The organism is Glycomyces sp. YM15 (assembly GCF_016918015.1).
GTDB lineage: Bacteria > Actinomycetota > Actinomycetes > Mycobacteriales > Micromonosporaceae > Glycomyces.
Map to the genome: position 1 here is coordinate 61,641 of NZ_JAERMK010000007.1, position 24,188 is coordinate 85,828.

At 70.9% G+C, this 24,188-nt stretch carries 18 protein-coding genes and 2 pseudogenes; 10 read left to right on the forward strand and 10 right to left on the reverse strand.

What is annotated here, in order from left to right:
- Positions 1-4: 4 nt before the first annotated feature.
- Both JHY01_RS09805 and JHY01_RS09810 read left to right on the forward strand, forming a co-directional pair.
- Positions 5-1,027, forward strand: a complete 1,023-nt coding sequence (locus JHY01_RS09805) for an ABC transporter substrate-binding protein (protein ID WP_205325453.1) — start codon at positions 5-7, stop codon at positions 1,025-1,027.
- Positions 1,024-1,800, forward strand: a complete 777-nt coding sequence (locus JHY01_RS09810; RefSeq protein WP_205325454.1) for an ATP-binding cassette domain-containing protein — start codon at positions 1,024-1,026, stop codon at positions 1,798-1,800. Before JHY01_RS09805 ends, JHY01_RS09810 begins: the two co-directional genes overlap by 4 nt.
- 45 nt (positions 1,801-1,845) lie before the next feature.
- On the opposite strand, the gene JHY01_RS09815 is transcribed toward JHY01_RS09810, so the two are convergent.
- The 4 genes from JHY01_RS09815 to JHY01_RS09830 form a co-directional block, all read right to left on the reverse strand.
- Positions 1,846-5,592, reverse strand: coding sequence for a glycoside hydrolase family 2 TIM barrel-domain containing protein (locus JHY01_RS09815; RefSeq protein ID WP_205325455.1), 3,747 nt, complete (start codon positions 5,590-5,592; stop codon positions 1,846-1,848).
- A 299-nt stretch (positions 5,593-5,891) separates the two neighbouring features.
- Positions 5,892-6,131 carry a hypothetical protein gene (locus tag JHY01_RS09820; protein WP_205325456.1) on the reverse strand — a complete coding sequence of 80 codons (240 nt, stop codon included), beginning with the start codon at positions 6,129-6,131 and terminating at the stop codon, positions 5,892-5,894.
- A 78-nt stretch (positions 6,132-6,209) separates the two neighbouring features.
- The gene (locus tag JHY01_RS09825; RefSeq protein WP_240192603.1) at positions 6,210-7,799 is read right to left on the reverse strand and encodes a cellulase family glycosylhydrolase; all 1,590 of its coding nucleotides are present in this window, start codon (positions 7,797-7,799) and stop codon (positions 6,210-6,212) included.
- A gap of 203 nt (positions 7,800-8,002) precedes the next feature.
- Positions 8,003-8,956 carry an NAD(P)-dependent alcohol dehydrogenase gene (locus tag JHY01_RS09830; protein ID WP_205325458.1) on the reverse strand — a complete coding sequence of 318 codons (954 nt, stop codon included), beginning with the start codon at positions 8,954-8,956 and terminating at the stop codon, positions 8,003-8,005.
- A gap of 297 nt (positions 8,957-9,253) precedes the next feature.
- Here JHY01_RS09830 and JHY01_RS09835 point away from each other — a divergent pair, with 297 nt between their 5' ends.
- Both JHY01_RS09835 and JHY01_RS09840 read left to right on the forward strand, forming a co-directional pair.
- Positions 9,254-9,559, forward strand: coding sequence for an SHOCT domain-containing protein (locus JHY01_RS09835; RefSeq protein ID WP_205325459.1), 306 nt, complete (start codon positions 9,254-9,256; stop codon positions 9,557-9,559).
- A gap of 64 nt (positions 9,560-9,623) precedes the next feature.
- Positions 9,624-10,043: a pyridoxamine 5'-phosphate oxidase family protein gene (locus JHY01_RS09840; protein WP_205325460.1), complete on the forward strand. Its 420-nt coding sequence runs from the start codon at positions 9,624-9,626 to the stop codon at positions 10,041-10,043.
- Positions 10,044-10,088: 45 nt separating this feature from the next.
- Here the strand turns inward: JHY01_RS09840 and JHY01_RS09845 are convergent, their stop codons facing one another.
- Together JHY01_RS09845 and JHY01_RS09850 are read right to left on the reverse strand one after the other, a co-directional pair.
- Positions 10,089-11,753, reverse strand: a complete 1,665-nt coding sequence (locus tag JHY01_RS09845; protein WP_374199516.1) for a SulP family inorganic anion transporter — start codon at positions 11,751-11,753, stop codon at positions 10,089-10,091.
- A gap of 83 nt (positions 11,754-11,836) precedes the next feature.
- Complete coding sequence (locus tag JHY01_RS09850) at positions 11,837-12,208, reverse strand: helix-turn-helix transcriptional regulator (protein WP_205325462.1); 372 nt, start codon at positions 12,206-12,208, stop codon at positions 11,837-11,839.
- 144 nt (positions 12,209-12,352) lie between these two features.
- On the opposite strand from JHY01_RS09850, the gene JHY01_RS09855 reads away from it, so the two are divergent.
- The 3 genes and pseudogenes from JHY01_RS09855 to JHY01_RS09865 all read left to right on the forward strand — a co-directional run bounded on the left by JHY01_RS09855 (position 12,353) and on the right by JHY01_RS09865 (position 14,322).
- A complete protein-coding gene (locus tag JHY01_RS09855; protein WP_205325463.1) occupies positions 12,353-12,706 on the forward strand; it encodes a zinc ribbon domain-containing protein YjdM in 354 nt (117 codons plus the stop codon).
- 61 nt (positions 12,707-12,767) lie between these two features.
- A pseudogene (locus tag JHY01_RS09860) lies at positions 12,768-12,884 on the forward strand (AbfB domain-containing protein); the annotation flags it as partial.
- A 160-nt stretch (positions 12,885-13,044) separates the two neighbouring features.
- Positions 13,045-14,322 (forward strand): NAD(P)/FAD-dependent oxidoreductase, encoded by a 1,278-nt coding sequence (locus tag JHY01_RS09865; protein ID WP_205325465.1) that lies wholly within the window; start codon positions 13,045-13,047, stop codon positions 14,320-14,322.
- 129 nt (positions 14,323-14,451) lie between these two features.
- Here the strand turns inward: JHY01_RS09865 and JHY01_RS09870 are convergent, their stop codons facing one another.
- Positions 14,452-17,136: a GNAT family N-acetyltransferase gene (locus tag JHY01_RS09870; RefSeq protein WP_307814356.1), complete on the reverse strand. Its 2,685-nt coding sequence runs from the start codon at positions 17,134-17,136 to the stop codon at positions 14,452-14,454.
- A gap of 238 nt (positions 17,137-17,374) precedes the next feature.
- Here JHY01_RS09870 and JHY01_RS09875 point away from each other — a divergent pair, with 238 nt between their 5' ends.
- Positions 17,375-18,004 carry a response regulator transcription factor gene (locus tag JHY01_RS09875; RefSeq protein WP_205325590.1) on the forward strand — a complete coding sequence of 210 codons (630 nt, stop codon included), beginning with the start codon at positions 17,375-17,377 and terminating at the stop codon, positions 18,002-18,004.
- An 18-nt stretch (positions 18,005-18,022) separates the two neighbouring features.
- Here JHY01_RS09875 and JHY01_RS09880 read toward each other — a convergent pair whose 3' ends face one another.
- Positions 18,023-19,246, reverse strand: coding sequence for a GAF domain-containing sensor histidine kinase (locus tag JHY01_RS09880; protein WP_205325466.1), 1,224 nt, complete (start codon positions 19,244-19,246; stop codon positions 18,023-18,025).
- Positions 19,247-19,390: 144 nt separating this feature from the next.
- Between JHY01_RS09880 and JHY01_RS09885 the strand changes: the two genes are divergently transcribed.
- Positions 19,391-21,784, forward strand: coding sequence for a phosphoketolase (locus JHY01_RS09885; protein ID WP_205325467.1), 2,394 nt, complete (start codon positions 19,391-19,393; stop codon positions 21,782-21,784).
- 90 nt (positions 21,785-21,874) lie between these two features.
- Here the strand turns inward: JHY01_RS09885 and JHY01_RS28090 are convergent.
- Both JHY01_RS28090 and JHY01_RS09895 read right to left on the reverse strand, forming a co-directional pair.
- Positions 21,875-22,843 (reverse strand): annotated as a pseudogene (locus tag JHY01_RS28090) (2-hydroxyacid dehydrogenase); the annotation flags it as partial.
- A 61-nt stretch (positions 22,844-22,904) separates the two neighbouring features.
- Positions 22,905-23,348 (reverse strand): universal stress protein, encoded by a 444-nt coding sequence (locus JHY01_RS09895; protein WP_205325468.1) that lies wholly within the window; start codon positions 23,346-23,348, stop codon positions 22,905-22,907.
- Between the two features lie 223 nt (positions 23,349-23,571).
- On the opposite strand from JHY01_RS09895, the gene JHY01_RS09900 reads away from it, so the two are divergent.
- Positions 23,572-24,111, forward strand: a complete 540-nt coding sequence (locus JHY01_RS09900; protein ID WP_205325469.1) for a DoxX family membrane protein — start codon at positions 23,572-23,574, stop codon at positions 24,109-24,111.
- Positions 24,112-24,188 lie beyond the last annotated feature (77 nt).

Sequence of the window (24,188 nt, forward strand, 5' to 3'; positions counted from 1 at the left end):
CACCATGAGCACCACGAGACGATGGGCCACCGCCCTCCTCGCCGCCGCGGCCATGACCACCGCGAGCGCCTGCGTCGAAGTCCGCGACGGCTCCGACGGCGAAGGCGCGACCAACCCCGACGGCCCCCTGACCATCGCCGTCGCCCCGAAAGCGGTCGGCCACGAGTTCTGGACCACCGTCCAGGCCGGTGCCGAATGCGCCGCCCAACTCGCCGGCGACGTCACGGTCGAATGGGACGGCGTCGCCGCCGAGACCGACGTCGAAGGCCAGGTGAACCTGATCCAGAACTTCGTCACCACCCAGGTCGACGGCATCGTCTACGCCGCCACCGACTCCGCCGCCCTCGCCCCCGCGACCCAGGCGGCCCTCGACGCGGGCATCCCCGTCGCCATGATCGACTCCGGCACCGACCCGCAGCCCGACGAGGTCCCGCTCTACGCCACCGACAACCGCGCCGGTGCCGTCGAGGCCGCGAACCTCCTCGCCGACGCCCTCGGGGAGGGCGAACACGACGTGGCGCTCATCGAGTTCCAGCCCGGTTCGCAGACCAACACCGAACGGGTCGAGGGCTTCACCGAAGGCCTCGCCTCGCACGCGAACCTGACCTTGGTCGGGCAGCAGCCCAGCCACAGCGACGTCAACGAGGCCCGCCGGGTCACCGAGGACCTCCTCACCGCCAACCCGGACCTCGACGGGATCTTCGCCGCCAACGAGCCCAGCGTCCTCGGCGCCGTCCAGGCCATCGAGGCCGCGGGCAGGACCGGCCAGATCACCGTGATCGGATGGGACGCCTCCCCGGACGAGATCCAGGGCCTGCGCGACGGGCAGATCGCCGCGCTGGTGGTGCAGAACCCCTTCAACATGGGCTACCTCGGCGTCGCGAACATGGTCGAGCACCTCCGCGAGGGGACGCCCATGGAGCCGGCCGACACCGGCGTCACCTTCCTGACGCCCGAGAACCTCGACACCGAAGAGGCGCAAGCGGTCCTGGAACCCGGCTGCGACAACCCGCCGGTGGACCGATGACGGAACCGGTACTGGAGGCCCGCGGCATCGTCAAGCGCTTCGGCCACGTCGAGGCCCTGCGGGGCGCCGACTTCACCGTCGACCGGGGCGAGGTCGTGGCGCTCATCGGTGACAACGGCGCCGGGAAGAGCACCCTGATCAAGGTGCTCTCCGGCGCGCACCAGCCCGACGCGGGAGCGATCCTGGTCGGCGGCGAGTCCGTTCGCTTCACGACGCCGCTCGACGCGCGCCGCGCGGGCGTCGAGACCGTCTACCAGGACCTCGCGATCGCCGACGACCTCAGCGTCGCCGCCAACCTCTACCTCGGCCGCGAACTGCGCAGGCGCGGACTGCCCGGCCGCCTCGGGCTCCTCGACAAGCGGGCCATGCAGCGCGGCGCGGCCGAAGCGCTCGCCGAGCTCGGCGTCCGCATCCCGCGCGTCACCACCCCGATCGCGATGCTGTCGGGAGGTCAGCGCCAGTGCGTCGCCGTCGCCCGGGCGGTCGTGTGGGCCACCGACGTGGTCATCCTCGACGAGCCCACCGCCGCACTCGGGGTGGTCCAGACCGAGCGGGTCCTCGGCGTGATCGACCGGGCCCGCGAGACCGGCAAGTCCGTGGTCCTGGTCAGCCACAACATGCCTCAGGTCCTCGAGATCGCCGATCGCGTCGAGGTGATGCGCCTGGGCCGGCGCACCGCCCGCTTCACTACGGCCGATGCGACGACCGACGACCTGGTGGCGGCGATGACCGGCGCCCTCGTCACCGAACCTGAAGCGGCGGAGGGCCGTTGAGGCCTCCGATGCGGCCGGCGCGCCGTGGCGCGCCGGCCGGTCGCTTCAGGCGCGTTGGAGGTTGAACCGCTGGTTGGCACCGCCGGTGAGGTTCCACTGGGAGACGCGGGCGCCGTCCTCAGTGGACTCGCTCCAGACGTCCATGGCCAGGCCGCTGGCACGGTTGACGAGGCCGACGACGCCGCCGCCGTAGTCGACGACCTGCCAATGCTGGCTCGTCGCACCAGAAGTCGGCTGCTGGGTGATGTCGGCTCCCGTGCCGGTGCCCGACACCTGGAGCACCAACCCGGAGTGCCGGGCCCGGATCCGCCAGTACCCGCCTCCGGCATCGACGAAGTCGAACTGCTGGTTGGTTCCGCCGTTCAGCGTCCACTGGACGAGCGCGGCCCCCGCTCCGGTGGAGGCGCCGCTGATGTCGGCGGCCTTGCCGCTGTGCTGGGCCACCATCCGGTAGTAGACGCCCGGTTCGACCGGCCCGCCGCTGCCGCCGCCGGTCTCGGTGGGCTTGCGGGAGAGCGCCATCGCCTGGTCGAGGTCCGGCAGCGGTTTGAGGCGGTAGGTGAAGGCGTACTCGCGGTTCGGGAACAGCTTGTACTGGTCGAGGGGCTGCGCTCCCCAGCTGTTGTCGCCGCCGACGCCGGTCTGCCGGTGGTTCAGGCGCAGCACGACGTCCTGGCGGGGCGTCAGCTGGTAGTCGTGGCGGGCGGTGCCCGAGAGGTCTTCGGGCGTGAAGTGCGAGGCGTTCACCTCCAGGAGCGGTTCGCCGACCGCGAGCAGGCCGCGTCCGGAGCCGTCGACGAGGGCCACCCAGCGGACGTCGGTCTTGTTGCCGTTCTCCTGCGGCCGGATGTAGCCGCTCCACTGTTCGGACACAGTGGAGGCGTAGCGGCCGACGTCGGTCCCGGTGCGGCGGTCCCAGTGGTTCTCCTCGGGGCCGCGTCCGTAGTAGTGCATCTGCTCCAGCGCGCCGGGCAGGAACAGCATCGTGCCCACCTCCGGGATGTAGGGCAGGCTCGACGAGCCGGGGCGGAGGGTGCTGTCCACTCTGATCTCGCCGTTGCCGTAGACGGTGTACGTCGTGGTGAACGCCGACTGCGTGCTCGTCGGCAGGGTGCCGGTGACCGAGATCCGTCGGGAGCGGTCGGAGGGCCGCGTGACGGCGACGCCCGTGACGGTCCGGTTGCGTCCGGCGGCCCGCCAGGTGCCGTTGCGGTTCGGGTGGCCGTTGCCGCGGTCGTTGTCGGTGGGGGCCCGCCAGAAGTTGGGCACCGGGCCCGAGTCCACCAGTCGCATCCCCATCGCGTCGTACGAGGTGATCTCGCCGGTCGTCTTCGAGATGGCGACGGCGAAGCCGGTGCCGCTCACGGTGATCCGGTCGGCGGTCTCGGCATCGGTCAGCGTAGGGACGTCCGCGATCGGGACGGGTTCGACCGGCGGGCTGTCGAAGTCGACCGGGAGCTGCTGCGCGGCCACCTCGTGTCCCGCGTCGGCCCAGGCGGTCGCGGACTTGAGCTTGAACGAGAGCTCCAGGAAGTGCTCCGTCCCGGGCGCGATGCCGGACGGGCGCTGGACCGGGACCTGGACCATCTTGTCCGTCAACGGGGGGATGTCGAGCTGCTGCGCGGAGAGCTCGCCGCTCTGGATCACCGCGCCGTCGGCGACCAGCGCCCAGGAGCCGTCGAACTCGTTCACGTCGGCGAAGGCGTACTCGTTGGCGATCCGCACGGACCCGGCGGCGAGGTCGCCTCCGGCGGCGGCGTTGATCGCCTGGTAGACCCGTTTGACCTCGGCAGCCTTGCCGGCCGGTTGCCGCTCGGCGGAGACGATGCCGTTGGCGCAGAAGTTGCCGTCGTTCGGGTCGTCGCCCCAGTCGCCGCCGTAGGCGAGGTACGTCGCCCCGCCGCCGAGCGGGACCGGCCAGCGCAGGCTCTGGTCGGCGAAGTCCCAGATGTACCCGCCCTGCAGGACCGGGTACTGACGGATGACGTCCCAGTACTCCTTGAAGCCGCCGTTGGAGTTGCCCATCGCGTGGGAGTACTCGACCAGGATGTAGGGCCTGGTGTCGCCCGTGTCGAGGGCGCGGTCCCGGATCCCGGCGGCGGAGTTGTACATCTGGGAGCGGATGTCGCTGACCGAGGGCCGGTTGTCGCCCTCGTACTGGACGATCCGGGTCGGGTCGGCCGCTTTGATCCAGTCGCGCATCGCGACGAAGTTGGAGCCGCCGCCGGCTTCATTGCCGAGGGACCACATGACGACCGAGGGGTGGTTCTTGTCGCGGTGGACCATCTGGGCGGCGCGGTCGATGACGGCGGCCGTCCACGCGGAGTCGGAGCCGGGGTAGGTGTCGCGGACGCCGTGGGTCTCGAGGTTGGCCTCGTCCATGACGTACATGCCGTACTCGTCGGCGAGGTCGTACCAGTCGGGGTGGTTGGGGTAGTGGGAGGTGCGCACCGCGTTGATGTTGAGCCGCTTCATCAAGGCGATGTCGCGGATCATGTCCTCGCGGGTGAGCGCCTGTCCCCGGTCGGCGTCCATCTCGTGCCGGTTGGTGCCGCGCAGCGAGACCGGTCGCCCGTTGATCCGCATGAGGCCGTTGCGGATCGCGAACTCGCGGAAGCCGATCCGGGCCGAGACGGTCTGGGTGATCGCGCCGGAGGGGTCGCGCAGCCGCAGCACCGCCGTGTAGAGGTTCGGGTGCTCGGCCGACCAGAGTTTCGGTCCAGCAACGGCTTTGGAGCCCCGCGCGGTCGCGTCCTGGCCCGGTGGGACGGAGCCGATGGCGACCTGCGTGGCGAGTGGAGCGGGCCAGACGGGCTGGTCGTGCTCGTCGTAGAGCTGGGTCTCGACCGTGTAGGTCCCGGTCTGCTGGGCGCCGCGGTTGCGGACGGCGACCGCGACGGCCAGATCGGCATTGGTGTAGGCGTCCCGCAGCGGGGTCTCGATCTTGAAATCGCGCAGGTGGACCGCGGGGAGCGAGTAGAGGAAGACCGGCCGGAAGATCCCGGAGAGGCGGATCATGTCCTGGTCTTCCATCCAGTCGCCGTCGGGGAACCGGTAGACCTCGACCGCGATCAGGTTGGAGCCGGGGTGGACGTGGTCGGTGATGTCGAATTCGGACGGTGTGAAGGAGCCTTCTCGGTACCCGACCTTGGTGCCGTTGACCCACAGGTAGAAGCCGGACTTGACGCCTTCGAAGTGGAGGTGGACGCGCCGGCCCTGCCACGCGGCGGGCAGCTCGAAGGTGCGGCGGTACTGGCCGACCGGGTTGAAGCGGGTCGGCGCGAAGGGCGGTCGGGCGTTCTCGTTCTGACCGTTGGCGCCCCACCACGGGTAGGTGACGTTCACGTAGATCGGGAAGTCGTACCCGGGGAGCTGCCAGTTGGCGGGCACGGTCATGGTGTCCCAGCCGCTGTCGTCGCGATCGGTGCGCCAGAAGTCGGGGTCGCGGTCGGCGGGCCGGTCGGCGTGCTGGAACCTCCAGTCGCCGTCGAGGCCGAGCCGGTGGGGCGAGTCGGTGCGGTCGGCGTTGAGGGCCTGCCGGAGGTCGGCGTACGGCATGAAGGTCGCGTGGGCGGGTTCGGATCCGACTTGGAAGACACCGATGTTGTTGTTCCACTCGGGGTAGCCGTTGGGCGGGTCGGTCCACGCCGCGGTGATGCCGTCGGGAACCTCGTCCTGCGCGGTCGCGGGATCGGCGGCCATCGGAATAGAAGCGCTCCCAAGCGCTGCGAGACCGCTCCCGAGGAGGGTCCGGCGACGGGCGCGGGAGTGCTTGGCGGGTTCTTCGGACATGGCGGTCTCCTTAGGGCTTCAGGTGCCGGGGCGCGGGGCACCGATGGGTGCCGCCGGTCGAGTTCCGTTGGGAGGGCCCCGTCGTCGGCGATGCTCGAGTTCGCACCGAAGCCAGGGGAGGCCGCGAGCGCGGCCGCGACCATATATCGAAGATAGTCTATAAAGGTTGGATCTCTCCAGTCAAGTATGTGCATATTGCTCGGTATGATTCGGATACCGCGGAGGGCTCCGGCTGGAGTCATCCGATGATGTCGCCGCACGCGACTCTGTGCCGGTGAAAGGTCGTCTGACCTCGGTGTTCAGGGCTCGGCCGGGAAGACGCGGGCGAAGGCGAGCACCGCGACCCGCTCGGAGCCGTCGTCGGGGATCTCGCGGCGTCGCCAGCGCAGCAGCAGCGCCTCGAGTTCTCGGTCGAACACCTCGACTTCGCACGGGGTCCAGCCGCAGCCGGACGTGCGCGGCAAATGCGGCGTCGCTCCACGGCGGATCGGCGACTCGACGAACCGGCGGTCCCGCTCGGTGTCGCGTTGCAGGAACATCAGATACGACGCATAAGGGCGGCACCGCAGATGCGGTGCCGCCCCGACGTTCGACGAGCGGTGCTCATCCGGTCCGGTCTATCGGAGGGTCCAGCGTTGGTTGCCGCCGCCGTTGCAGCTCCAGAGGATGATCTGGGTGCCGTTGGCGGTGCCTGCGGCGTTCGCGTCCAAGCAGAGTCCGTTGTGGACATTGGTGATGGTGCCGTTGGAGTTGACGTTCCAGCGCTGGTTCGCGCCGCCCGTGCAGTCCCAGATCACGGCCTTGGTGCCGTTGGTGGTGCCCCAGCCCGAGGCGTCGAGGCACTTGCCGCTGACCTTCAGTTCACCAGTGGCGGTACGGGTGAACGCCTGGTTGGTGCGCTGATTGCAGTCCCACAGCTGCGCCTGGGTGCCGTTGGTCGTGGAGGAGTTCGGAATGTCGAGGCAGCGGTTCGACGCCGCGCCCACGATCGCGACGGTGTCGGACGACTGGCCACCGCCGAGGCCGTTCATGATGGCGTCGATGATGCCCTGTTGGGTCACGGTGTTGTTGGAGCGGTTGAACAGCCCGAACCCGTACTGCCCGTTGAAACCGTTGTCCCAGTAGATGGTGGCGGCGCCGTATTTCTTGGCGGTCGACACCATCGTGCGGGCGAAGTCCTGGCGGTACCGGTTGTTCGACGAGTCGTGCGAGGACTTGTCGATGGAGCCGTACTCGCCGACGACGACCGGGTACCCCTTGGAGACGAATGCGTCGTAGGTCAGCTTCAACTGGGAATCCATATAGTCCTCCTGGCCCCAGGTGGACGTCTTCGAGGCATTGGTGGCGCCCGGCCCCCATTGGGTGATGGTGCCGTTCTCCTCGCCGGCGAAGTCCCACGGCGAGTAGTAGTGCACGGAGATCATGATCCGCTTCTCGCCGCTGGGCACCACCGGGTCGCGGTGGGTGTCCGTCGGGATCACGAAGCCGTAGTTGCCCGTGGTGTAGTCGATGTTGGTGTTCCAGCCGGGGACGAGCAGCCACCGCGAAGCGTTGTTCCCACCGGTCTGTCGCACCGTGTCGACGAAGATCTGGTTGTAGGCGTTGATGTTGGAGTAGCACGGCTGCGTGGGGTTGCCCCACGTCCCGTCGAACTCCTCGTTCATGGACTCCAGGACCAGGCGCTGGTCGTAGTCCTTGAACCGGGTGGCGATCTGCTGCCACGCCTTCTGGTACTTGGCCCTGATCGTGGTCTGGTCGGACGCGTCGCAGATGAGCCAGGAACCGCTGATGGTCTTGTAGCCGTCGCCGTGCATGTTGATGACCACATGCATGCCCCGGTCGTAGGCGTAGTCGACGACCTGCTGGACCCGGTTCAACCAGGTGGCGTTGATCGTGTAGTTCGGGCCGGATCCGATGTGGTTCAGATAGGACACCGGGATCCGGATGGTGTCGAACCCTGCCGCCTGCACGCGGTCGATCAGCGCCTGCGTCACGGTCGGGTTCCCCCAGGCGGTCTCACTCGGGGTGCCGTTGACGTTGGCCTCCAGGCTGTTGCCGAGGTTCCAGCCGGCGCCCATGTCCGCGATGATCTGCGTCGCGTTCCGCTGCGTCATGGTGTCGGCCGACGCCGGACTCGCCCACCCGGTGACGGACACGCCGACCGCCAACGCCACCGCGACCAGCGCGGCTCTGCACCTGCTCTTCATCGAACCCACGAGGAGTTCTCCTTTCTGGTCTCCCCTGGTGCTGCTGACGTTCGAAGGACCGAGCGGTGCCGGGGCCGGTCTCGGTCCGTGGCGGCAGGGGAGTTTGTTGGATCACCTAATAAAATGATGATCCATCAAGACATGTGCAAATGTCAATGCTTTCGTGGAATTCTGGGCATGGGCCGGACCGGCGCCGGAGCATGTCACGGCATCTCGATGACGATCTTCCCCGAGTTGTCCCCGGCGGCGAGCCTCGCGAACGCCGCGGGCGCCTCCTCGAGCGGAAACACCCGGTCGACCGCCGCGACGGCCGCGCCGCCGATCACCAAGGCGGTCACCGCCTCCAGGTCGTCGCGAGACTGCGGCACCGCCAGGACCTCGACCCGCTTCCCTTCCGTCCGGACCGACCAGCCGAGGGCGAACATCGCGAGCAGCACCCGCGCATGCCCGCCGACCATGAGGTACACGCCGCCGGGGCGCAGCGCCCGGTGGACACGGAACGGCGAACGGCGCCCCACGAGATCCACGACCCGGTCGTATCGACTGCGCTGGTCGGCCCAGTCCTCGTCTTCGAACGCGATCGTGTCGTCGGCCCCGATCCGCAGCAGGTGGTCGGCCTTGTCCGCCCGGTCTACGGCCGTCACCTCGGCGCCCAGGTGCTTGGCGAGCCCGATGACGAGCGTGCCGCCGGCCCCTCCCGCGCCGTTGACCAGCACCCGGTCTCCGGCCTTGATCCCGCGCGTGGACTTCAACGCGATGCAGCCCGCCTGTGGAATCGCCGCCGCCTCCAGGAAGGACAGTTCGGGCGGCTTGCGGGCCAGCAGCCGCGGCGGAGTCGCCACGTACTCCGCGAGACCGCCGCGATATCCGGCCAGCTCCCCGAAGACCTCGTCGCCCACCGCGTACTCCGTGACGGCACTCCCGGCCGCCGCGACGACCCCGGCGACGTCCGACCCCGGCACCGGATTGCGCGGGCGAAGGAGTCCACCCAGACGCGCGTAGAAGGGACTGCCGACGAGGTTCTCCCGGTCCGAACCGTTGAGGGACCCGGCCCGGACCCGGATCAGCACCTCGTCGTCCGCAGGGACCGGGTCGGGGACGTCGTCGACGCGAACGACCTCGGCGGGCCCGTAACGATCCTGGATGACAGCTCTCATATGGGCTCCTGTCCCGCGAGCGGCAAATCACACCACTGTAGTCGAGCTCGGCGCCCGATCGCCGCCTCGCCCCGTCACGCCTGAGGCCGCGCAGAGGATCTCGCCTCCGGCCGCGGAGCCCTCACCGACGAGCTCGCCGACGCCCCGAACGCGATGAACTAGCCACAGTGGATCTTGCGTCGCCTGTGGCACGGCGGGCCGTTCGACCGCTGGTTCCGTGACCTTGGTCCCTGGCAGGCGGGACGGGGGAGGCAAAGGCTGGAGTCATCGACGAACGCTGAGAGCGGGGTGGGTCTGATGAGATATCAGATGTGGCGTGACGGCTGGGACGGATCGCAGGACCATATGTCGGGCGGTGACTGGTGGTTGATGGGGTTCATGATGCTGTTCTGGGTGGCGGTCCTGGTGCTGCTCGTCTGGGCGGTCATCAGGGTGAGCCGGGCGATCGAATCGCGTCAGAGCGCGGTCGGCGCCGTCCGCGGCGAGCATCGTGAGACCGCACGTGAGCTGCTCGACCGGCGTTTCGCCGCCGGTGACATCGACTCCGCGACCTATCGCGACATGCGCGCCCGATTGGAGGGCGGCGACCCCGACACCCGATGAGGCCGTGCGACGGCGCGGGGTGCCGCTGCCCATGTGCACTGCAGCGCCGATCGAGGAGTATCGAATGTCGGAACGACACCTGTTCGAGATGGATCCCGACGAGGCCTGGAAGCTGCTCGCCGAGGCCCCGGTGGGCCGCCTCGTGTTCAACCACCGGTCGCTTCCGGCCATCCGACCGGTCAACCACCTGGTCTTCGGCGGCCAGATCCTCATCCGCACGCGGCTCGACTCGCGTGTCTCGGCCGCCGTCGCCGAACGCGTGTCGCCGGGGATCGTGGTCGCCTACGAGGTCGACGAGCTCGACGCGGAGACCAGGAGCGGCTGGAGCGTCGTGGCCGTCGGCAAGGCCGAGCCGGTTGACGATCCCGATCTCCTGGCCCGCGTGGAACGGGAGCTGCGGCCCTGGGTCGAACGGGACACGGACGCGGTGATCGGGATCCGGCCGGAGATCATCACCGGGTATCGCATCGCGGTCGAGGACTGACATCGAGGGTGCCCAGCGCCTACGAGGGAGTGGCCGAGGTGCGGTTCAGGCTCCCACCCGATCGGGTGCGGTCTGCGGCCTCGGTATGACGCCGATCGCGGTGAGGTGGCTCCGGGCGGCTGCGATGGCCCCGGGGGTGGCTTCGAACAGCTTGCCGGCCTTGCGGAAGCGGTCGAGGAGGTCGACCGCTTCGAGGGTCTTGGCGTGCTCCGGGCGCATCCCCGAGAGGTACACGGTGACGCCGCGGGCTTCGAGCCGTTCGACGGCGTCGCGCAGGACCAGCGCCCCCGTGGCGTCGATCGCGGTGACGCGGGAGAGCCGGATGATGGCGACGCGCACGTCGGCGGTCTCGGTGAGGGTCAGCAGGAACCGGTGCGCTGCGGCGAAGAACAGCGGACCGTCGATGCGGTAGGCGACGATGTGCTCGGCGAGCAGCGCGTGCTCGGCCAGATGGTGGTCCTCGTCGGTCAACGGGACGGTCTCGATGCGGGCGGAGGCGGCGATCTTGCGCAGGGCGAGCGCGCCCGCCACGACCAGGCCGCAGATGACCGCCCAGACCAGGTCGATCGCGAGCGTGACGGCGGCGGTGAGGACCAGAATGGCGGCGTCGGAGCGGGAGGCGCGCACCAGGACCCGGACCGAGCCGACTTCGATCATGCGGACCGCGGTGGCGAGCAGGACCCCGGCGAGGGCGGCGAGCGGAATGTGCGCGACCAGCGGGGCGGCGGCGAACATGATGAGCGCCAGGACGATCGCGTGGGCGAGCGCTGCCAGGCGGGAGGAGGCGCCGGAGCGGACGTTCACGGCGGTGCGGGCGATCGCAGCGGTGGCGGGGACGCCGCCGAACAGCGGCGCGGCGAGGTTCGCGAGGCCCTGGCCGAACAGCTCCCGGTCCGGGTCGTGCCTGGAGCCGACGGTCATGCCGTCGGCCACCGTGGCCGAAAGCAGGGATTCGAGCGCGGCCAGCGCGGCCACCGCGACGGCGGCCCCGGTCAGTCCGGGGATCGCGGCGGGGTCGAGGAAGTCGATGGAGGGCGAGGGCAGGGTCGCCGGGAGCGCGCCGATGACGGGGGAGTCCAGGCGGGCCCAGACGGCGGCACCGGTCGCGACGGTGACTGCCAGGAGCGAGAACGGGATCTGCGGCTTCCAGCGGGCGCCGACGAGCATGACGGCGGCGACCGCGCCCGCGAGCGTGATCGCGGGCCAGGCCGGAGCGGCGGCGAAGTCGCGGACGGCTTGCCAGGCGATCAGGGCGACGTTCTCACCTTCGCCGGCGGCGACCCCGAGCGCCGCGGGGATCTGCTGGAGGAAGATCACCGCGGCGATGCCGACGGTGAAGCCCTCGACCACGGGAGCGGGGATGAGGCGGATGTGGCGTCCCGCCCGCGCGAGCGCGAGGCCGATCAGGAGCACCCCGGCCATGAGTCCGACGGTGAGGACGCCTCCGGCCCCGTACCGGGCGACGATGGGCACGAGGACGACGGTCATGGCGCCGGTCGGGCCGGACACCTGGTAGTTCGAGCCGCCGAAGATCGCGGCGATCGCGCCCGCGACCACGGCGGTGGCGAGTCCGGCCGCGGCCCCGAGCCCGGAGGCGACGCCGAACCCGAGGGCGAGCGGGAGGGCGACGATCGCGACCGTGCCTCCGGCGAGCAGGTCGCGCGCCGGCGAGCGGCGGATCGTGACGAGGTCGCCCCGGGACGGGAGCAGGCTCGTGACGCGGCCCCAGGCGGCCCTGGATCTGGCGCGGCGTTCGGGAACCGCGACGCCTTCGGCGTCCTTGCTGTCGGTGTTCACGAGCGGGCCGCGGAGGATTCGGGGAGCTCGTTCGTCCCGCCCGTGGATTCGCGGAGCTCGTCCAGCAGTTCGGCCTGACCGGTGAGCATCTCGGTGAGGATGCGGCGGGCGGCGAGCATCAGGTCCGCGACGTCAGGCCCTGCCAGGGCATAGGTGACCGTGGAGCCTTCGCGGGCCGAGGCCACGATCCCGGCGCGCCGCAGCACGGCCAGCTGCTGCGAGAGGCTGGAGGCCTCGACGCCGGTCGCCGCGAGCAGCTCGCGGACCTGCTTGGGGCCTTCGCCGAGCAGTTCGAGCACGCGGATGCGCACCGGGTGCCCGAGCATCCGGAAGAACTCGGCCTTCGCCTGGTAGAGCGGTACCGCCATGGTCGACCTCACTTGTGCGTTGTTTCGATCAATTGAAGACTTCTTCAATTGTTCATGTGCACAGGGGTGCATATTTTGGGGCCTCCGTCACCGCGGACGCACTGGACACGGCCGCGGACGCCGTGCCCGCCTACACTCCCCGGCATGGAAGAGACCTTGCCGCCGTGCCCCGAATGCTCCTGCGAGTACACGTACGAGATGGGCGCGCTCCTGGTGTGCCCCGAATGCGCGCACGAGTGGAACCCGGCGGACTCCGGGCAGGCGGAGGAGTCGGCCGAGCGCGTGGTCAAGGACGCGGTCGGGAACGTCCTCGCTGACGGCGACACCGTCACCGTGGTCAAGGACCTCAAGGTCAAGGGCAGCCCCAGCGGCATCAAGGCCGGCACCAAGGTCAAGGGCATCCGCCTCATCGACCCGGTCGACGGCCACGACATCGACTGCAAAGTGCCCGGCATCGGGGCGATGCAGCTCAAGTCCGGCGTCGTCAAGAAGGCGTGAGCGCCGAAGGGCGTCGGATGGGGTCAACCTGATGCGGGTGGTCGACGGCGCGCGGCGCCCGTTCCGGTCGTATAACCACGCCGACCGCTATATCCGCCACTACGACTACCTGCTGAAACTCGACCCGATCAGCACCGCGATGGGCCGCGCCGACGCCACCTTCCGCATCACGAGCTGAACCGGGACCGGCCGGGACCGGGGCGACCGGGCCCGGCCGCTTCGGTGTCGGAGGCGGCGGCCGGGCCGGTGGTCCCTTCGCGAAGGGCGGTTGGTCACTGTCGATCGACGGGCGGAAGGCGTGGCATAGAGGTATCACCGCACACCTCTTGGAGGACACCATGGACACGCCTCGAGTCGTCATCGCCGGCGGCGGATTCGCCGGTCTCGAGACCGCCTTCACGCTGCGCGACCGCCTCGGCGACCGGGTCGATCTGACGCTGGTGACCGACCGGCCGGACTTCGTGTTCAGGCCCAGCACGATCTACGTGCCCTTCGGCGGAGCGGAGGACGACCTGCGGCTCCCGCTCGAAGCGCCGACGGAGCGCCGCGACATCACGGTGCGGCACGGCGAGATCGCCTGGGTGGAGACCGATCCGAAGCGGGTCGCCCTCGCCGACGGCGACCTGCTCGACTACGACTACCTGGTGCTGGCCACCGGGGCGGCGATGCGTCCCGAGGAGGTGCCAGGCCTGGCCGAGCACGGCCGGCTGATCTGGACGATCGAGCAGATGCGCGAGCTCGGCCTGGATCTGAAGCGGCTCAGGGCCGCCGCCGTGGACGGCTCGCCGCAGCACGTCCTGTTCCTGGTGCCGCCGGGGAGCCTGTGCGCCGGGCCGCTCTACGAACTGGCGTTCATGCTCGAGAAATGGCTGCGCCGCAACAGGGTGCGCGACAATATCTGCGTCACGTTCGCGACGCACGAGGCGACCTACCTGCAGGCCTTCGGCACCGGCCTCAACCCGGTGGTCTGCGAGGAGTTCGCCGAGCGCGGCATCGTGGGTTGCCGCGGGGCCGCGGTGACGAGCGTCGAGCCGGGCCTGGCGCGTTTCGCGGACGGCACGGCCCGGGTGTTCGACCTGCTCGTGGCGACCGCTCCTTACGGTGCGGGCGTGGAATACGAGGGCCTGCCGTGCGATCGGCGGGGATTCCTGCTCACCGACCCGGAGACGCGGCTCGTCCGCCGCACCGACGCGGTGTACGCGCCCGGCGACGCGGGGGACTTCCCGATCAAACTCGGCTTCCTGTCGCTGCTCCAGGCCGACGCCGTCGCCGACCAGATCGCGCACCGGATCGACCCTGAGGCCGTCACGGCGCCGAGGCGGTTCGACCCGGTGGGCATGTACGTCCTGGAGATGTTCGACGACGCCGTCTTCACCCAGGTCCCGCTGACGCTCACCGGCGACCCCGCGAGGCCGGTGCGGGTGCGCGACGACGCGACCGACGACTACCTCGTCGGCGTCTCGCCGATCTGGCGGCTGGGCAAGAAGGCGCTCGGCATCTATCTGCCCCACCAGTTCAAGGCCGGCAGGCCCTTCCACGGCGGGCTTCCGAAGGGTGCGGCGGCGCTCGGCTTCAAGGGCATGTCGAAGTCGCTGGCCGGCACCGTGAAGGGGTGACCATCGGGCCGTCGCGCCGGTCGCTCCGGCGGCCGCCCCATGGGGCGGCCGCCTTTCGCGTCGCCGTGCACCGGTAACGCGCGAGGACGGGCCGGGGCTTGAGAGCCGCGGCCCGTCCTCGTCGATCGCTCAGCGCAGACGCCGAGCGATCGGGTCGGGCTCGTCGCCGACCCGGGCCAGGCGCAGCTTCGCGTCCACCGCCTGCACGCCGTAGCGGGCGGGCATGACCGGGTTCAGGTCGAGTTCGGCGATCTCGGGAAGGTCTTCGGCGAGCCGCCCGAGCCGGGCGAGCAGATCCGTGAGGGCGCCCGGGTCGACCGGCGCCGACCCGCGGTACCCGGTCAGGAGCTTCACGGACCGCAGCGTGCGCCACATCGACTCGGCGTCGGCGGTCGTCAACGGCAGCAACCGGAACTGCTTGTCGTCGAACAGGTCCGTGCGCACGCCCCCGAGGCCGACCATGACGAGCGAGCCGAACAGCGGGTCGTGCACGACGCCCGCGACCAGCTCGATATCGGACTCGACCATCGGCTGCACCACGACCGTGGCCCGCTCGTCGCCCTCGATGACCCGCTCGACCTCGGCGAACGCGGCCCGCACCGCATGGGCATCACGCAGTCCGGTGTGGACGCCTCCCGCGTCGGACTTGTGGATGAGCCGGGGGTCGTCGGCTTTGACGACCACCGGGAAGCCGCAGTCGCGGGCGGCGGCGACGGCCTCGCGCTTCGTCGCGACCGGCACGGCCCGCAGGACCGGGATGTCGTAGCACTCGAGGATCGCGGCGGCGTCGGCGGCGGTCTGCCAGCCTCCGCCCGCCTCGAGGAGCCGCTCCACGATCGCCCGGGCCCCGGCGCGGTCGATGCCGGGCAGGTCCGGCCGTTCACCGAGGGGCCGGGCGCGCCAGGCGGCGTACGCGGCGGCCCTGCCCAGGGCCGCCACCGCGTCCTCGGGGAATCCGAAGACCGGGATCTGCCTGGCCCCCAAGGCGACCGGCCCGTCCGTGAGCCCCATGACGACGACTGCGGCGGGCAGGCCGGGCAGTGCGTCGAGCGCGTCGGCGATCGCGGCGAGGTCGCCGTCGACGTCGCTGGTCCCGGTCGCGGCGAAGACCGCGATCAACGCGTCGACCTGCCCCGAAGCGCCCAGCGCGTTGATCGCCTCGGCGTACGCCTCGGGCCCGGCAGCCGCACCGAGGTCGACCGGGTTGTCCGCGGAAGCCGCCCCGGGGACCGTCGCGGCCAGCAGCTCGCGGGCATCCGCGTCCAGGGACGGGACCTCGAGTCCGGCCGGAGCGGCGGCGTCGGCCGCCAGGACGCCGACGCCTCCGGCGTTCCCGACGACGCCGAGGCGGCGGCCCTTCGGCAGCGGCTGATGCACGAGCACGCGCGCGGTGTCGAGCAGTTCCTCCAACGTGTCGGTGCGGATGACCCCGGACTGCGCGAACAGGCTGTCGACGGCGAGGTCCGAAGTGGCCGCGGCGGCGGTGTGCGACAGCCCCGCCCTCCGCCCGGACTCGCTGCGGCCGCTCTTGACGGCCAGGACCGGCTTCCTGCGCGACACGGCCCGGGCGACGCGCGCGAACTTGCGCGGGTTGCCGAACGACTCCAGATAGAGGGCGACGGCCTTGCAGCAGGGGTCGTCGTACCAGTAGGCGAGCAGGTCGTTGCCGGAGACGTCCGCCTTGTTGCCCAAAGAGACGAACGAGTGGACGCCGAGACCGGTGCGGGTGGCGTGGGCGAGCGCGGCGATGCCGACGGCGCCGGACTGCGAGGCCAGGCTCAGGCCTCCGGGCCCGGGCGGTTCGGCGGCGAAGCTCGCCTGCAGTCGCACCGAGCGGTCGGTGTTGACGATGCCGAGGCAGTTGGGGCCGACCAGGCGCATGTCGTGGGCGCGCGCGATGCGGACCAGTTCCGCCTGCGCCGCTTCGTCCCCGGTCTCGGCGAACCCGGACGAGACGACGACCGCGGCGCGCGTCCCGGCGGCCCCGGCCTCGCGCAGCACGTCGGCCACCGCGGGCGCGGGAACGGCGATGATGACGAGGTCGACCGGCTCGGGAAGTTCGCTCATCGAGGCCCGGGCCCGCACGCCCTCCAACTCGACCGCGTCGGGGTGGATCGGGTGGACCCCGCCGGTGAAGCCGCCCGCGACGATCGACCGCAGCACCTCCGCGCCGACGCCCCTGCCCGACCGGCTCGCGCCGACGACCGCGACCGAGGCCGGGTCGAGCAGCGGCCGCAACGACATGCGCTCGGCGGCGCGCTCGCGTTCGGCGACCCCGTCGGCGAATGATCCTTCGACCTCGGCGGACAGGACGACGTCGACCACGCCGTCGGCGTACGGCATCGGGATGCCGGGCGCCATGCGCCGGGCCAGGCGCAGCATCCGGTGGTTGCCGCCCAGGACCTGCCCGGTCAGCGCTTTGACGCCGTTGGCGGCGGCGGTCAGCGCGAGGTGCTCGAGCATGAGCGTGGCCAGGCCGCGGTGCTGATGGTCCGGGAGGACGAGGATGCCGAACTCCGCGCGGTCGGGCTGCTCGGGAAGGAACTCGAAGGACGCGGCGCCCAGCATGAGACCGTCGGCGGTGACGACCACGGCGGTGCCCTTGCCGGCCTCGTTGAGACCGACCAGGCGGCGCGCCTCGACGGCGAGGACGCCGCGGCCGCTCCCGAAGAACCGGTACCGCAGGTCGGCGACCGGGCATGCCTCGTGCATGGCGATGAGCGAGGCGAGGTCGCCGGGGACGACCGGGCGGAGACGGACGATGCGGCCGTCGGCGTCGAGCGCGTCGGCCGGCGGCGGAAGGCGGAGGTTCACAGCGGCTCCTTCTCTCGGACGCCCGCGAACCGTGGACCGGCGTCGCGGGCTCGGCGTGCTCCATGCGCGCCTGATCCGATCGTGCGCTGAAGGGCGCTTCCGGGGCAGAGGCGAACGCCCGGGAGCAACGGGACATTGGTCCCACGCGGGCCCGAGGGACCAAAGTCCCTTGCGCAGCGGACCTCGGAGGAGTGTGCTTGAGCGCGGAACTGCGGATACTCGAGATATGGATACGGCATTGATCAGGGTGTTCCTGCTGGACGACCACGAGGTGGTCAGGCGGGGTTTGTGCGAGCTGCTCGAGCGGGACGGCGACATCGAGGTGGTCGGCGAGGCCGGCAGCGTGGCCGAGGCCGTCCGCCGCATCCCCGCGGCCAGGCCGGACGTGGCGGTGCTCGACGCCCGCCTGCCCGACGGCGACGGCGTCGAAGTATGCCGCCAGGTCAAAGCGGCCGACCCGAACATCGCCGTCGTCATCCTCACCTCCTATGAGGACGACGAGACGTTGTTCTCGGCCATCGAGGCCGGCGCGGCCGGGTTCCTCCTCAAGCAGGTGCGCGGCAACGACCTCGTCGAGGCCGTCCGCAAAGTGGCCGCCGGAGGCTCGCTGCTGGACGCGCGCGTCACCGGCGCGGTCCTGGAGCGGCTGCGCACCGGACCGCCGAAAGCCCCTGAGCTGGAACTGCTCTCCGATCAGGAACGACGCATCCTCGAACTCATCGGCGAGGGGCTCACCAACCGGGAGATCGCCGACCGGATGCACCTGGCGGAGAAGACCATCAAGAACTACGTGACCCGCGTGCTCGCCAAGCTCGGCCTGCAGCGCCGCACCCAGGCCGCCGTGCTCGCCTCGCGCCTCTTCCGCTGAGCGAGCAATTGCCTTCGGCTACAACGGAATGCTCCAGCGCAGCTCCGTGCCGGACGGCTCCACCGGGCGGATCGCGAATTCGCCCCCGAGCGCCTCGGCACGAGCCGCGAGGTTCGCCAGTCCCCGCCTCGGCGCCGCCGCGGGGATCCCGCGGCCGTCGTCGGCGACCGTGACCGTCAGCCGCCCCTCGGCGACCGCCAGCGCCACGGACACATGCCGGGCATGGGCGTGGCGTGCCGCATTGCTCAACGCCTCCCGCAGCATCGCCAGCACCTCGATCCGCACCGCCTCGGGCACGGCACTGTCCACCGGGCCCTCGAATCGGACCTGCGGCATGAACCCCAGCTGGCTCCGCACCACACCGACCAAGCCCTTCACCGTCGCCGAGAGCTGCTGCTCGGCACCGGTGTGCAGACTGAAGATCGCCGCGCGCAGATCCGAGATGGCCCCGTCGATCTCGTCCACGGCGGTGTTGATCCGCTCGGCCGCCTCCGGCGCGTCCACCAGATGCACCACGCTCTGCAACTGCAGCCCGGTCGCGAAGAGCCGCTGGATGACCAGATCGTGCAGGTCCCGGCCGATCCGGTCCCGGTCGCGGAAGATCAACAGCCGCTCGCGGTCCGCCTGGGAGTCGGCGAGTTCGCCGTAGAGGCGCGCGTTGTCGATGGCGACCCCGGCCGCGGCGGCGAGGGCCTGGATGATGTCCTCGTCGTCGTCGGTGAACGTGCCGCCACCGCGCTTGTCGGTCAGATACAGGTTGCCCCAGGCTTTGTCGCGGACCTTGACCGGAACGCCGAGGAAGGTCCGCATCGGAGGGTGCCCGGGCGGGAACCCGATCGACGCCGGATGCTTGGAGAGGTCTTCGAGTCGCAGCGGCTCGGGGACGTCGATGATGTGGCCGAGGATGCCCCGGCCCGTGGGCGGCCGGCCGAGCGCGATGATCTCTTCCTCGGTGAGGCCGTGGGTGCGGAAGTCGGCGAGGCCCCCGGTGTCGTCCAGGACCCCGAGCGCCCCGTAGCGCGCGTCGACCAGCGTGCAGGCGGCGGCGACGATGCGGTCCAGAATCGCCGCGAGCTCGAGGTCGGAACCGATGCTGATCACGGCGTCCAGCAGCGCCCGCAGGCGCTCCCGGCCCAGTACGATCTCGTCGACCCGGGACCCGAGCTCGGCGAGGAGCTCGTCGATCGGGAGCCGCTGCGCGGAGGCGTCGCCGCGGTAAGGGTGGTTCGGCGTCTCTGCCATGCCTGAAGCGTATCGACTTCGGACGGAAACACAAGCGCGGAGGCCCTTTGTGCCCTCGCTCAGAGGACCTGTGGCCCTGCCACGCCCGACCCGCGGCGGCGAGGCTGGAAGCAGTCCGATGAACGACGACACCGAGGACCCTCCATGGACAAGACACTCCCCGCACCGCTGACCGATGCGCGCCTGAGCCAGGTCGACGCCTACTGGCGGGCCGCCAACTACCTCACCGTCGGGCAGATCTACCTGCTCGACAACCCGCTCCTGCGCGAGCCCCTGCGCCCCGAGCACATCAAGCCCCGCCTGCTCGGCCACTGGGGCACCAGCCCGGCCCTCAACCTCGTGTACGCCCACCTCAACCGGTGCATCACCGAACGCGGCCTCGACCTGGTCTACATGGCCGGGCCCGGCCACGGCGGTCCCGCCATGCTCGCCAACACCTGGCTCGAAGGCACCTACTCCGAGCACCACCCGTCGGTCGGCCGCGACGAGACCGGCATGGCCAGGCTCTTCCGGCAGTTCTCGTTCCCCGGCGGCGTCCCCAGCCACGCCGCCCCCGAAGTGCCCGGCTCGATCCACGAAGGCGGCGAGCTCGGCTATGCGCTCATGCACGCCTACGGGGCGGCGTTCGACAACCCCGATCTGACCGTGGCCTGCGTGATCGGCGACGGCGAGGCCGAAACCGGCCCGCTCGCCGCGTCCTGGCTCTCGAACGTCTTCCTCAACCCCGCCCGCGACGGCGCGGTCCTGCCGATCCTCAACCTCAACGGCTACAAGATCGCCAATCCCACCGTCCTCGACCGCATCCCCCGCGACGACCTCCTGTCGATGATGCGCGGCTTCGGCTACGAACCCCACCTCGTGGAGGGGGACGACCCGGCGACGATCCACCGGGCGCTGGCGGCGACGCTCGACGCCGCGTTCGACCGGATCGCCGCCATCCAGCACGAGGCCCGCTCGGGCGCGGCGACCGCGCCCGGTTCCGCGGACCGGCCGCGCTGGCCGATGATCATCCTGCGCACCCCGAAGGGCTGGACCGGTCCCCGTGAACTCGACGGCCTGCCGGTCGAGGGCACGTGGCGGTCCCACCAGGTGCCGCTGGGATCCGTACGCGAGGAGCCCGCGCAGCTCGCCGCCCTCGAGGACTGGCTGCGGTCCTACCACCCCGAAGAGCTCTTCGACGCGACCGGCGCCCCGGCCGCCGAGCTGCGGGTGCAGGCGCCCCGGGGCGAGAAGCGGATGAGCGCCAGTCCGCACGCCAACGGCGGCCTGCTCCTGCGCGACCTGGTGCTGCCCGACTTCCGCGAATACGGCGTGGCGGTGTCCCGGCCCGGAGGCGAGGACGCCGAGCCGACCCGGGTCCTCGGCGCATGGGTGCGCGACGTCATCGCCGCGAACCCGGACCGGTTCCGCCTCTTCGGACCCGACGAGGTCGCCTCGAACCGGCTCGGCGCCGCCTTCGAGGTCACCGACCGCGCGTTCAACGCGCGCATCGAGCCCGGCGACGACCACCTGGGACCCGACGGGCGGGTCATGGAAGTGCTGTCGGAGCATCTGTGCCAGGGCTGGCTCGAGGGCTATCTGCTCACCGGCCGGCACGGGCTGTTCACCAGCTACGAGGCGTTCATCCACATCGTCGACTCGATGTTCAACCAGCACGCGAAGTGGCTCAAGACCACCAACGGCATCCCGTGGCGCCGGCCGATCGCCTCGCTCAACTACCTCTTGTCGAGCCACGTGTGGCGCCAGGACCACAACGGCTTCTCGCACCAGGACCCCGGGTTCATCGACCACGTCATGAACAAGAAGGCCGAGGTCGTGCGGGTCTACCTGCCGCCGGACGCCAACACGCTCCTGTCCACCATGGACCACTGCCTGCGCGGCCGCCAGTACGTGAACGTCGTGGTCGCCGGGAAGCAGCCGTCACCGAACTGGCTCACCATGGAGGAGGCCGTGCGCCACTGCACGCGCGGCCTCGGCATCTGGGACTGGGCCTCCACCGACGACGGGCAGTCACCGGACGTGGTGCTCGCCTGCGCCGGCGACGTGCCGACCCTGGAAGCCGTCGCCGCGTCCGACCTCCTGCGCCGCCACCTGCCGCATCTGAAGGTGCGCCTGGTCAACGTCGTCGACCTCATGCGGCTCCAGCCCGACACCGAGCACCCGCACGGCCTGCCCGACCGGCAGTACGACGCGCTGTTCACGACCGACAAGCCGGTGATCTTCGCGTTCCACGGCTATCCGTGGCTCATCCACCGGCTCACCTACCGGCGCGCCGGGCACGCCAACCTCCACGTGCGCGGCTACAAGGAGGAGGGCACCACGACCACGCCGTTCGACATGGTCATGCTCAACGACCTCGACCGCTTCACCCTCGTGACCGACGTGATCGACCGGGTGCCGGGCCTGGGCCAGGCCGCGGCCGGGCTCCGGCAGGAGATGGCGGACGCACGGCTCGCCTGCCGCGAGCACACCCGCCGCCACGGCACCGACCACCCGGCCGTCGCCGACTGGCGGCCCGGCCGGCCCCTGACCCTCTGACGGGTGCGGAGGAGAGCGGGGGGGGGGGGGGGGGGGGCGGGGGGCCCCCCCGCGGGGGGGGGGGGGGGGGGGGGGGGGGGGTGGGTAGCCGGCGCCGTCGCGTTCGAAGCCGGTCAGGTTGGCCATCGTGGTCGCGGCGATCGCGGTGACCGCCTCCGCGGTGAAGAAGGCCTGGTGGCCGGTGATCAGCACGTTCGGGAAGGAACTGAGCCGGTCGAAGAGGTCGTCGCCGATCACCTGGTCCGAGAGGTCCTCGAAGAACAGGTCGGCCTCCTCCTCGTACACGTCCAGTCCCAAGTGCCCGATCCGGCCGCTCTTGAGGCCGTCGACGACGGCGGCGGTGTCGACCAGCGCGCCGCGGCTCGTGTTCACCAGCATCGCGCCCGGACGCATCAGCGCGATGCTGTCGCGGTCGATGAGGTGGAACGTCTCGGGTGTGAGCGGGCAGTGGAGCGACACGATGTCGGCGCGGGTGAGCAGCTCCTCGAGCGGCACGTATGCGGCGCCGGCCGCCTCGGCCTCCGGGCTCGGATAGGGGTCGTACGCCAGGACGCGGCATCCGAACCCGGCCATGATCCGGGTGAAGCACACGCCGATCTTGCCGGTGCCGACCACACCGACCGTGCGTCCGTGCAGGTCGAAACCGAGCAGGCCGTTCAGCGCGAAATTGTGCTCGCGCACCCGGTTGTAGGCCCGGTGGGTCTTCCGGTTGAGCGCGAGGATGAGCGCCGCGCAATGCTCGGCGACCGCATAGGGGGAGTAGCCGGGGACGCGGGCGACGCCGAGACCGAGTTCGGCGGCGGCCTGGAGGTCGACGTGATTGAACCCCGCCGATCGCAGGGCGATGTGCCGGACGCCGTGATCGGCAAGGACCGCGAGCGTCTTCGCCCCGAGGTCGTCGTTGACGAACGCGCAGACCGCCTCGCATCCCGCTGCCAGCGGCGCGGTGTCGGGTGTCAGGCGGGGCTCCAGGAACAGCAGTTCGTGGCCCGTGCCGTCGGCGGCCCGGCCCAGGTAGGTCTCGTCGTAGGGTTTGGTGCTGAACACGGCAGTGCGCATGAGGCGTCTCCTCAACAGATGTTGGCGGGGCGGCATGCCGCCCCGCCATGGATTCCGGCGTTCACTCCTCGCCGCGGATCACGACCACGGGGCAGGGCGCGTGGTGGACGCAGTAGTTGCTGACCGAACCGATCAGCGCGCCGACGAATCCGCCGTGGCCGCGGTTGCCGACCACCAGCAGATCGGCGCCCTTCGCCTTGTCGATCAGCACCTTCGCGGGGTTGCCCTCCATGACGAGCTGCTCGACGTGGACGCCCGGCCGCTGGGCGGCGATCGCCTTGACGGCGGCGGCGAGCGCCGTCCGCGTATCGTCGGCGAACGCTTCCGACGGGAGCACCATCGCACCGGACCCGTAGATGGCGGGCATCTGCCACGCGTGCACTGCGAGGACTTCGGCGCCTTCGTACTCGGCCTGTCGCAGGGCCCACTCGAGCGCCCGCCGTGACGGGGCCGAGCCGTCGACTCCGACGACGATGGTTCCGGTTCCGCGTTCTCGATCGGTCATGACCGCCTCCTTCTCTCTGCGTCCAGTCTGGCCACAGGGCCCTGAACCGGGCAGAGACGAAAGTCCTGTCCCCGAGAGCACACCGGCCCGAGTGCCCGGCCACTGGCGGAGCCGGGACGTTCGTCCCCGACCCTCGCGCCTTCCGCCCTCTCGGTTCGGACGCGATTCGGCGGTCTGATGGAACTGTCACCGGAAGCGGTGGCCGATCCGAAGGGAAGCTGAAATGACCACCTCTTACCAAGCCGACCGCACCACCGCTCCGCGTGGTGCAATCGACCGCGCCGCCGTGGACTACGTGTGGGCCGCACTGCGCATCGCCCTGGGCTGGGTCTTCCTGTGGGCCTTCCTGGACAAGACCTTCGGCCTGGGTTTCGCCACCGAGCGCGAGGCCGCCTGGATCGAGGGCGGCAGCCCGACCAGCGGCTACTTCGAGTTCGGGACCAAGGGGCCGTTCGCGGACTTCTACCAGGGCATGGCCGGTTCCGCCTTCGCCGACGCGCTGTTCATGGTCGGCCTGGGCGCCATCGGGACGGCGCTGATCCTCGGCATCGGGATGCGGATCGCCGCCGCGTCCGGCGCGCTGCTGCTCGTGCTCATGTGGACCGCGGCGCTGCCGCCGGAGAACAACCCGTTCATGGACGACCACCTCGTCTACGCCGCGCTGCTCATCGGGCTCGCCATGGCCCGGGCCGGGGACACGCTCGGTCTGGGCAGGATCTGGGGACGCCTCGGCCTGGTCGAGCGCCACCGCTGGCTCAAGTAGGCCTGGCGCGGGGGGGGGGGGGGGGGGGCCCGCGGGGGGGGCCCCCCCCCCCCCCCGCCGCGGGGGGGGGGGGGCGG

Excerpts from the sequence above, each read along its gene's own strand:
- JHY01_RS09805 (WP_205325453.1), top strand. The coding sequence starts at position 5 with ATGAGCACCACGAGACGATGGGCCACCGCCCTCCTCGCCGCCGCGGCC.
- JHY01_RS09810 (WP_205325454.1), top strand. The coding sequence starts at position 1,024 with ATGACGGAACCGGTACTGGAGGCCCGCGGCATCGTCAAGCGCTTCGGC.
- JHY01_RS09815 (WP_205325455.1), bottom strand. The coding sequence starts at position 5,592 with ATGTCCGAAGAACCCGCCAAGCACTCCCGCGCCCGTCGCCGGACCCTC.
- JHY01_RS09820 (WP_205325456.1), bottom strand. The coding sequence starts at position 6,131 with ATGTTCCTGCAACGCGACACCGAGCGGGACCGCCGGTTCGTCGAGTCG.
- JHY01_RS09825 (WP_240192603.1), bottom strand. The coding sequence starts at position 7,799 with ATGAAGAGCAGGTGCAGAGCCGCGCTGGTCGCGGTGGCGTTGGCGGTC.
- JHY01_RS09830 (WP_205325458.1), bottom strand. The coding sequence starts at position 8,956 with ATGAGAGCTGTCATCCAGGATCGTTACGGGCCCGCCGAGGTCGTTCGC.
- JHY01_RS09835 (WP_205325459.1), top strand. The coding sequence starts at position 9,254 with ATGAGATATCAGATGTGGCGTGACGGCTGGGACGGATCGCAGGACCAT.
- JHY01_RS09840 (WP_205325460.1), top strand. The coding sequence starts at position 9,624 with ATGTCGGAACGACACCTGTTCGAGATGGATCCCGACGAGGCCTGGAAG.
- JHY01_RS09850 (WP_205325462.1), bottom strand. The coding sequence starts at position 12,208 with ATGGCGGTACCGCTCTACCAGGCGAAGGCCGAGTTCTTCCGGATGCTC.
- JHY01_RS09855 (WP_205325463.1), top strand. The coding sequence starts at position 12,353 with ATGGAAGAGACCTTGCCGCCGTGCCCCGAATGCTCCTGCGAGTACACG.
- JHY01_RS09865 (WP_205325465.1), top strand. The coding sequence starts at position 13,045 with ATGGACACGCCTCGAGTCGTCATCGCCGGCGGCGGATTCGCCGGTCTC.
- JHY01_RS09880 (WP_205325466.1), bottom strand. The coding sequence starts at position 19,246 with ATGGCAGAGACGCCGAACCACCCTTACCGCGGCGACGCCTCCGCGCAG.
- JHY01_RS09885 (WP_205325467.1), top strand. The coding sequence starts at position 19,391 with ATGGACAAGACACTCCCCGCACCGCTGACCGATGCGCGCCTGAGCCAG.
- JHY01_RS09895 (WP_205325468.1), bottom strand. The coding sequence starts at position 23,348 with ATGACCGATCGAGAACGCGGAACCGGAACCATCGTCGTCGGAGTCGAC.
- JHY01_RS09900 (WP_205325469.1), top strand. The coding sequence starts at position 23,572 with ATGACCACCTCTTACCAAGCCGACCGCACCACCGCTCCGCGTGGTGCA.